Annotated in this window: 2 protein-coding genes and 1 pseudogene; 2 read left to right on the top strand and 1 reads right to left on the bottom strand. The window is 75.4% G+C overall.

What is annotated here, in order from left to right; all coding sequences use genetic code 11:
• Nucleotides 1-684 (bottom strand): hypothetical protein (locus ACWEN3_RS45505; protein ID WP_452984200.1); only part of this gene is annotated, 684 nt, incomplete at its 3' end.
• 60 nt (nt 685-744) lie between these two features.
• Here ACWEN3_RS45505 and ACWEN3_RS45500 point away from each other — a divergent pair.
• Nucleotides 745-1,529, top strand: a pseudogene (locus tag ACWEN3_RS45500) (adenosylcobinamide-GDP ribazoletransferase).
• Between the two features lie 40 nt (nt 1,530-1,569).
• Nucleotides 1,570-2,196 (top strand): RDD family protein, encoded by a 627-nt coding sequence (locus ACWEN3_RS45495; protein ID WP_452984198.1) that lies wholly within the window; start codon nt 1,570-1,572, stop codon nt 2,194-2,196.
• The last annotated feature ends 129 nt before the right edge of the window (nt 2,197-2,325 follow it).

The following is a 2,325-nucleotide window of genomic DNA, read 5'->3' as shown; positions in this document are numbered from 1 at the left end:
CCAGCGGCGGTCGTGGCGGTAGGCCCGCAGGGCGGCCTTGGCGCGGGCGCGGGGGCGGCGGCCGTAGAAGCGGCGGGCCCACGGGGAGCCGGGGCGGGCCAGCCGGACCGCGCCGACGAGCGCGACCAGCGGCACGATCACGCCGAACACCGCGATCCGGGCCTTGCCCTTGCTGAGGGCGACGAGGGAGAGCAGGAAGTTGCCGGCGATGTTGGAGATGACCGTGCCCCGGTCGGCCAGTTCCTGCTGGGACAGGTCGTTGACGCCGAACGGGGCGAACCCGGCCAGCAGCAGCGCCACGAGGGCGGCGGTGAGCACGACGACCTCGACGCTCTTGCGGCCCTCCTCGGTCCAGTACACGTCGTCCAGGTGCAGGATCAGCGCGAACTCGTCCAGGACCAGTCCCACGCCCGTGCCGAACAGGACGGCCGCGACCGCTCCGCCGGTGCCGTGCCGGTCGCTGGCGACGGCGCCGAAGCCGCCGACGACGGTGAGGACGATGCCGGGGACCACGTGGTGGATGTGCATCCCCCCCGCGCTGACGTTGTGGAACGGGCCCCGGCCGGCCCTGATCAGACGGGTGATCACCCGCGTCACCAGGAAGGTCAGCACGAACGCGGCGAGGGCGAGCAGCAGGGGAAGCTTGCCCGGTTCGACGACGTTCCGTACCCACCAGTGCCCCATGTGCGCACTTTATCCCTGGCACCCGTGGGCGGCTCCGCGACCGCCGGGTAACCTGCGCCGGTGCTCAAGTCCTCCCCGCTCGACGGCCTCCGCTTCGCCTTCGGCACGCTGACCGTGCTGCCCGTACGGGTGCACCGCTGGGACCGGGACGCCGCGCGCGGGGCATGCTGAGCGCCGTCGCGGTCGGCCTGGTCGTCGGCGGCCTCGCGGCCGGGCTCGGGCTAGTGCTGCTCTTCCTGGGCGCCGGGCCGCTGCTCGCCGCCGTCGGCTCCGTCGCCGTACCGGCCGCGCTGACCCGCGGGCTGCACCTCGACGGGCTCGCCGACACGGCCGACGGGCTGGGCAGCGGCAAGCCCGCCGAGGACGCCCTCAGGATCATGAAGCAGTCGGACATCGGGCCGTTCGGCGTCCTCACCCTGGTGCTGGTGCTGCTGGCCCAGGTGGCCGTGCTGGCGCAGCTCTACGGCGGCTCCTGGGCCCGGGGGGCCGCGGCGGCGGTGACCTCGGCGGTGGCCGCCCGGCTCGCGCTCACCCTGGCCGCGCGCGCCGGGGTGCCGGCCGCCCGGCCGGAGGGGCTGGGCGCGGCCGTCGCCGGGGTGGTGCCGGTGCCGGGGGCGCTGGCCCTCGCGGCCGTCTGCACGGCCGGCTCCGCCGCCTGGGGCACGGTCCTCGGCCCGTACGGCGGGCTGCGCGCGGCGGCCGCCGTGCTGCTCGCGCTCGCCGTCGCCGAACTCCTGCTGCGCCGCTGCACCCGCCGCTTCGGCGGGGTCACGGGCGACGTGTTCGGCGCGCTCGCGGAGACGGCCGCGACGACGGCGCTGGTGGTGCTGTCGTTCGGCCGCTGATCGGCCGGACGCTAGGCTCTCGCCCGTACACGGACATGAAGTGCGATCGGGGGACTCCGTGCTCAAACTGCGCCGCGCCATGGCCTGGTTCGTCGACTTCGGCCTGGTGGTGACGGTGGCCGCGCTGCTCGCCGTGCTCACCTTCCACCGGATCACCGCGCTCGTCACGGACGTGCCGGACCTGGCCACACGCGGCGGCCTCGACCTGCTGACCTCGCGCGGCGACGTCGTCGGCGCCTCCAGGGTCCTAGGGCTGTCGCTGTGGGACAGCGTGGTGCTGGACGTGGAGGAGGCGTTCGGGGCGCTCGTCCTCGTCACGTTCCTCTACCAGTGGGCCTGTCTGGTGCTGCTCGGCCGCACCCTCGGCAAGGGCCTGCTCGGCCTGCGGGTCACCCCGCGGCTGTCCCGGCACGCCCTGCGCCGGGCCGCCGTCACCACCGCCGCCGACGTCGCCGTCTACGCGCTGGCCTGCGTGCTGCTGGTCGAGGGCCGGTTCGTGCTGTCGCTGCTGGTGTGGACGGTCGCGGTGGTGCTGTTCCTGGTCAACGCCCTGCCGGTGTTCTTCGCCGGCCGCCGCTCCCTCGCCGACCGGCTGGCCGGCACCTCGGTCGAGGGGGCGCTTCAGCGGGCGGAGGCCACTCCGTGGGGCAACGTGCCCCAGGGGTGAGCGCCGGTGCCGGACTCGTAGGCATCGGTGAAGCGGCGGCGGGCCGGGCCGTACGGGCGCGGGCCCCTGGTGGGCACGGTGGTGTGCCGGCGGGCGTTCGGCGGCAGCTCCCAGGTCACCGGTTCGCGG

The sequence above is a fragment of the Streptomyces sp. NPDC004561 genome, assembly GCF_053602155.1.
Note: the sequence above shows the minus strand (reverse complement) of the source record. Positions and strands in the feature narration are given on the sequence as shown.